The 6114-nt window shown below is 25.8% G+C and carries 6 protein-coding genes and 1 pseudogene; 2 read left to right on the top strand and 5 right to left on the bottom strand.

Annotation, left to right across the window (positions count from 1 at the left end; all coding sequences use genetic code 11):
- Positions 1-51: 51 nt before the first annotated feature.
- From larC to FGQ49_RS09935, 4 genes and pseudogenes are all read right to left on the bottom strand, one after another.
- A pseudogene (larC, locus tag FGQ49_RS09950) lies at positions 52-1527 on the bottom strand (nickel insertion protein).
- A 210-nt stretch (positions 1528-1737) separates the two neighbouring features.
- Complete coding sequence (locus FGQ49_RS09945; RefSeq protein WP_171020684.1) at positions 1738-2298, bottom strand: phosphoadenosine phosphosulfate reductase family protein; 561 nt, start codon at positions 2296-2298, stop codon at positions 1738-1740.
- A gap of 102 nt (positions 2299-2400) precedes the next feature.
- On the bottom strand, positions 2401-2760 hold the full coding sequence (locus FGQ49_RS09940; RefSeq protein ID WP_138269715.1) for a hypothetical protein: 360 nt from the start codon (positions 2758-2760) through the stop codon (positions 2401-2403).
- Positions 2761-2775: 15 nt separating this feature from the next.
- Complete coding sequence (locus tag FGQ49_RS09935) at positions 2776-4449, bottom strand: peptidoglycan DD-metalloendopeptidase family protein (RefSeq protein ID WP_138269714.1); 1674 nt, start codon at positions 4447-4449, stop codon at positions 2776-2778.
- A 190-nt stretch (positions 4450-4639) separates the two neighbouring features.
- Between FGQ49_RS09935 and FGQ49_RS09930 the strand changes: the two genes are divergently transcribed.
- A complete protein-coding gene (locus FGQ49_RS09930) occupies positions 4640-4894 on the top strand; it encodes a Veg family protein (RefSeq protein WP_138269713.1) in 255 nt (84 codons plus the stop codon).
- A gap of 72 nt (positions 4895-4966) precedes the next feature.
- Entirely contained in the window at positions 4967-5599 is a 633-nt protein-coding gene (locus FGQ49_RS09925; protein ID WP_138269712.1) for an HAD-IA family hydrolase, read from the top strand.
- A 12-nt stretch (positions 5600-5611) separates the two neighbouring features.
- Here the strand turns inward: FGQ49_RS09925 and FGQ49_RS09920 are convergent.
- Positions 5612-6114 (bottom strand): WYL domain-containing protein (locus FGQ49_RS09920; RefSeq protein WP_138269711.1); only part of this gene is annotated, 503 nt, incomplete at its 5' end.

Here is a 6114-nt window from a genome sequence, read left to right as displayed (position 1 = left end):
AATTTTAGTAAATGATAAATAAAAAAGAACATCAATAAAGATGTTCTTTTTTTATTTAAAATCAATTTCATCCAAAGTAATATTTTCTCGCTTTGCTATTTCTTTTAAATCTTCAATCTCAGGTTCAACTTTATTTACACCAAATCCTTTTGCAATATTAAATCTTACCATACCATATTTCGTATATATATTTTCAACCTTTTTATCCAAAACATATCTATCATATTCTTTTCTTCTTATATCAAAGGCCTTAGTATACTTAAATATTTCTTTAACAATAGATTCTTCATCTTCAGGATTTAATATGACTTCCATTAAGCTTGAATAACCATTTTTCTTATGTATTGGTATAGTATAAACATCTAAAACTCCTGATTGTAATAATCTTTCAAATACAAAATCAATTTCATTTGTGTTCATATCAGATAAATCAACTAAAAGAGAAATAACCTTATCTTCCGGAATTAATTGATTATTATAATCCCCAATAAATACTTCTACAAGGATATCTTCACTTTCCCCTACTCCATATCAAATATTATTATAAACTATACTTAAATCCTTTATAAACTCATCAGAATAGTATTTTATAATAGCAGCAGCTAATGGAGTAAGATTTTTTGTATTTTCTTTTACATGTACAGGAATTCCTTTTAAAATTTCATTTGCGATATAATAACTGCTATCTGCATTGTTACTCATATTACTTACTGAAATAAAAGATGATATAACTTTTTTTACATTTAATTTATTTATTAAATATGCTACCCCACATACATAAGTAATATCATAAAAAATCTTATCTTTATGAAAATGAACTTCACTTACATCAATCCCCTGTACTTTTGCCATAGCTAAAGTAAGAATAGAAAATATATTTTTTATATCTTCTTTTATATTAAAATCTAAATTCGTCTTATCTATAATATTATTAATTTCATTTAGTAAAATACTATTATGCTCATGTTCTTTTTCATGATTCTTTATTATTTCCTTCAAATAATCATCATAGCCTATCTCAAAAGCACAAAGGCTGTCTACTGGGAAGTCATTATTTTGCTCATGCTTAACATCCTGTTCTTTTTTTTGATATTTATTTCTTTCTTTTAAATAATCATCATAACCTACTTCATATGCATAAAGTCCGTCTAAAGGAAAATCCATAATTTCAGAATCTGATTTTTCATTATTTTCATTAGTTACATTATTATTTATTGTGGCTCTTTCTTTTAAATAATCATCATAACCTACTTCATATGCATATAAACTGTCAAGAGAAAAATCTTCTTCGTTAGAGCTGTCATTACTTTTTTTTTCTTTATTAACATTATCTATTTTATCCTTGTTTATGCATTTAAAAACATTATTATTTATTTTCCTATCGTTAAAAGAAATTCTTATATCACCAATTTTAAAATTATTTATTTCATTTAAAAATTCTATTTTATTATCATATAAATCATATAATGCAGATAATATACTTTCGCAGTCTGCACCATTAGAACAATTAACATAAATTTGTTTCATATTTCCTCCCAATATAAAATCTATCTATTTTTTATTGTTTAAATTTAAGTAAACATTATCAAACATCGGAGACATTGCAATTATGATTTTATCTCTATATGCAAAAATATTATCCATATCATCTTTCTTTACCGTTATAACAGCAGTATTATTTGTAACAGATAAATCAAAATCTCTAAAACTTAAAGAAAAAAGATATGCTTCAGTTTTTCAATATTGGATAAAAGTTTTTTTTGTTATTTTTTCACCTTCACATACTCTGGTTGCAAGACAAGAATACGAATTTTTATTTTCAATATCAAGCCCTTCCTTAAGAGATAGTTGTATTACATCTTTTTGCGTAATACTGCACATTTTTAAAGGTGATAAAATATTCATCTCCCTTAAAGCTTTTGTACCGGGACTGTCATATTCATCATCGGAAAAGTTAGTACCGTCAATTAATATCTCATATCCGTCTTCTTTTGCCTTGGTTTTTATAAGATTCATAAAATACTTCTTGCAAAAATAACATCTATTACTACTATTATTTACAATATCAGAATTATCAATAATATTTTGTGCAATTATCTTTAAATCTGCATCAACCTTTTTTGCAAATCTTAGACAATCTTTCATTGCAAAATTAGGCTGGAATTCTGTTTTAACAAAATACGCCGTTACATCTACATTATATTTTTTTGCCATATATAAAAGATATGAAGAGTCTATTCCTCCACTATATGCAAGAGCAACTTTCTTATATTTCATAAAGAATTCTTCTAATGTCATAATCTTCATCTCCTAAGATATTTGTTTACATTATAATACAAACCAACATAATTTAAAATATATATTAAATATAAAAAACGGGAGGCTTATTGCCCCCCGATTTTATTCCTCTTTATCTATTATTTCAGCTTCTACTTCAATTACTTCATTTTCATTTATATCAACTAAATTATTATTTTGATTTTTTTTGTATTCCTCATGTTCTTGCTTTCTTAAGTCATATTTTTTCTTTTTTATATAAATATAGATAGCAAGTGCCACAATACCAGGAGAAACCCACTGCATAAAAGTATTGACTTTTAATAGAGTATCCCCACCGGCTAATAAACTCATAACTAGAGCGATAAGAATAAATATTCCTGGAATTATTAATCCCATATGAATATTATCTTTTTTGCATAGTATAACTTGAAGCAATACAGCAGCCACTAAACAAATAATTATTATTATTGTACTAATCAAAACATTTCTCCTGAATTATTCTTGTAAGGCATTTACATAAAGTCCGTTTCTTAAATAGTCAAAATAATTTAATATAACTTGTTGAACTCCATTATAGTGAATTTCAAAGTGACAATGTGGACCTGTTGAGTTTCCTGTACTTCCCATTAAAGCAATTTTTTCACCTTGTTGAACTTTTTGTCCGACAGTAACTAAAATTGAAGAGTTATGACCATATCTTGTTAAATATCCATTACCATGATCAATATCCACACAGTTACCATATCCTGCATACCATCCTGCTCTAACAACTATACCTGTATCAGATGCATAAATAGGAGTTCCGGTAGGATTTGCAATATCAACAGCTTTATATCCCGCATGAGACCCTGCTTTATTTAAAGCTGATATCGTACCGCTTGCAGGCATAATGAATGTTCCGCTGCTTGTTGTAGGAGGAAGAGGTTTTGAACCTCTTGCAACAATTTTTGGAGTATAATCTTCAATTATTTCCTCACTTTGAACATCACTTTCAACAACTTCTCCATTTTCATATGTATTTACTGCCGTTACTTTCTTTTCTCCGTCTTTTCCTTCTTGAGTAACTTTTGTAGTCCCTACATAAACGCTTGAATCATCCTTATATATTGTTTTATAATCTACATCTTCTTTATAAGTTACTTGTTTTACAGTTGTTATTGTAATAGAAGGCTTTGAACTTATCTCGTCTGTTGCGAAATCATCTGCTCTAAAATTAAGAGCACTTACTAAGTTTGTCCCTTCTTTTGCTTCATCTATAGCATTTAAAATATTGCTGTCATCATTATTTACAACTTTATTATCTGAAGTATCGTTTAAGTATTCTATCGCTTCATGAACTTCCATAGCAGAATCTATAGAAATAAGTTTTTCTTTATATTCCAAATCTTCTTTTACTTCACTGCTTTTGATTACTTTTTCATTTTCATTCTCTTCTTCATAAATGCTTCCTATATTTGAAATAACAGTTTTTGCATCTTGAGTTGACGCAACTCTAACTGCTTCTTCTCCATTTACCGTAATTACTGCACCTTTACAAAAAAGAGGTAAGTTCATATTATATATTGCATTTTCACAATCATCACTATCTAAAATATCATTTGGATTTTCAATAGGTACTTTTTGATAACTTATAGATTTTTCATAGAATACATTTGAACTTCCATACCATTTCGTAAGGTTTGCATCTACATTTGTTAGAGCCTGTTCAAAATCTTCAACATTTTTTACAACCCCTATTTTAGTACCATTAAATACAACTTCATAAGCAAACAAATTATTGTAAGTAAATACACCAACACCTATAATAATTAGTACAAAAAATCCAACAACAACATTAAAAAAGTGGCTTTTAGCATAAACTCTAAAATCTCTAAAACCAAATTTTAATTTTTTAATGTAATATTTAATACTTAAAATTAAATCCGACAAATCTTCTTTTATTTCATTAATTTGTCTATTTAGCCAACTATCTTGATACTTCTCTCTTATTTTTGAAGGCTTCTTTTCTACTTTTTTACCGCCTGCAATTTTTTTAAATATATTTTCTTTTTTATGTATATAAGTTGATTCTTCAGCTATATGATATTTATTTTCTCTTTTTACAATTTGTCTGTAGACTTTATTAAGTTCTTGTTCCTCATTTCGTCTACTAACCCATTTCAATTTCATGAATAAACATGACCTCCCTGTGTTTTAACTCTTTATAGTTAATATCTACACGTATTAAAAGTTTACCATATTAGTAAAAAAAAATAAAGAATATTACTTTAATTTTAATGATACTTTGTGGAAACAAAAGAAAAAAATGGTTAAAACAAAGTGAAAAAGTCAATAATAATTTATATAAAAGGAGGTTTAGATGAAGCTACCAAAATATTCTTATTCATATGCAAAAAATCTTATAAAAAATAATATAGGTGAAGATGTTTATTTTATAAGGAAAGAATCCAGAGGGAAAATAATAAAACAAAAAGGAACAATAGAAAATGCCTATCAAAATATTTTTACTATTTCTACAATCTCAAATAACAAACAAAACACGCTTACTTTTTCTTACTGTGATATAATAAACCATTCCATTATTTTAAACATAAATAAGAGAAAGTTAATATAAATGTAATTTAACTTTTATAATATTGTGATATAATAAACTAAAATACAATAAGATTTGGAAAAGGAAACACAAATGAGTTATAAATGTGTCATTTTTGACTTTGATGGAACATTAGCTAATACAGAGAATGTAATATTTGTTGTATACAATCAAATTGCAAGAAAATACGGTTATAAAGAAATTACACATGAGTATATTGACGAATTAAAAAGACAGCCAATTCACAATATTGCAAAAGACCTTGGAGTTCCATATTTAAAAATTTTTTCACTAATGAAAAAAGGTCAGAAACTTATGAAAGAACATCATAAATCTATGGACCCATATGAAGAAGATATAAAAGATATTTTAATAAATTTAAAAAGCAATTTAAAATATATGGGAATTATATCTTCAAACACGAAAAAAAATATAAATAATTTTCTTAAAAACGAGAATATAAATAATATGGATTTTATTATTTCTTCACCTTTATTCTCAAAGGAAATTAAAATAAATAAAATCAAGAAAAAACTAAAATTAGAAGATGATGAAATTTTATATGTAGGTGATGAAGTAAGGGATATTGTTTCTGCTCATAAAGCAAATATTAAAGTTGCAAGCGTAACATACGGATATAACACAAAAGAATACTTATCTACAGAAAACCCTAATTATTTTATTGACAGCCTTAAAGAACTTTTGGATATAGTAAAAAACAGCTAATAAAGCTGTTTTTTATGTTTCCATAGAATAATTATCTTTTATTTTATTTAACATACAAAGGAAATCTTCACGTAGTTTTGTTGGATAAATAAGTTTCGCTTTATCTGCAAAAGTAAGCAGCCATGAAAACAAATAATCTTTATCATGAAAAGTATATTCAAAAATCAATTTATCGTCTAAAAAGTGCATATAACTTCCTTGTCCAAATTCATTTAACAATCTGTATTCCACACTTTTATCAAATAATATTGCTACATTAATACCTTTTCTATTTTTAAATATTTTGTCTATTTCTTTCTTTTCGTCTATGTCTTCTTTCTTCTTAAAAAAACATTCAACTTGATTTAAATTTAATATTTTATCTATATTATATACATTAAATTTTTCTTCATTCTCACAATATCCATATAAATACCAAGAATAACATCTAAAAGAAAGACTATAAGGATGAACTTTAATATTTACCTTTCCTTTTTTTAAAAAATAATCAAAATTAATAACTTTATTTTGTTTCT

The sequence above is a fragment of the Anaerofustis stercorihominis genome, assembly GCF_005844425.1.
In the GTDB taxonomy this organism is placed as follows: domain Bacteria; phylum Bacillota; class Clostridia; order Eubacteriales; family Anaerofustaceae; genus Anaerofustis; species Anaerofustis butyriciformans.
This window is presented reverse-complemented; position numbering and strand designations above follow the sequence as displayed.

Coding starts and splice junctions, on each gene's coding strand:
- FGQ49_RS09945 (WP_171020684.1), bottom strand. CDS start 2,298: ATGACATTAGAAGAATTCTTTATGAAATATAAGAAAGTTGCTCTTGCA.
- FGQ49_RS09935 (WP_138269714.1), bottom strand. CDS start 4,449: ATGAAATTGAAATGGGTTAGTAGACGAAATGAGGAACAAGAACTTAAT.
- FGQ49_RS09930 (WP_138269713.1), top strand. CDS start 4,640: ATGAAGCTACCAAAATATTCTTATTCATATGCAAAAAATCTTATAAAA.
- FGQ49_RS09925 (WP_138269712.1), top strand. CDS start 4,967: ATGAGTTATAAATGTGTCATTTTTGACTTTGATGGAACATTAGCTAAT.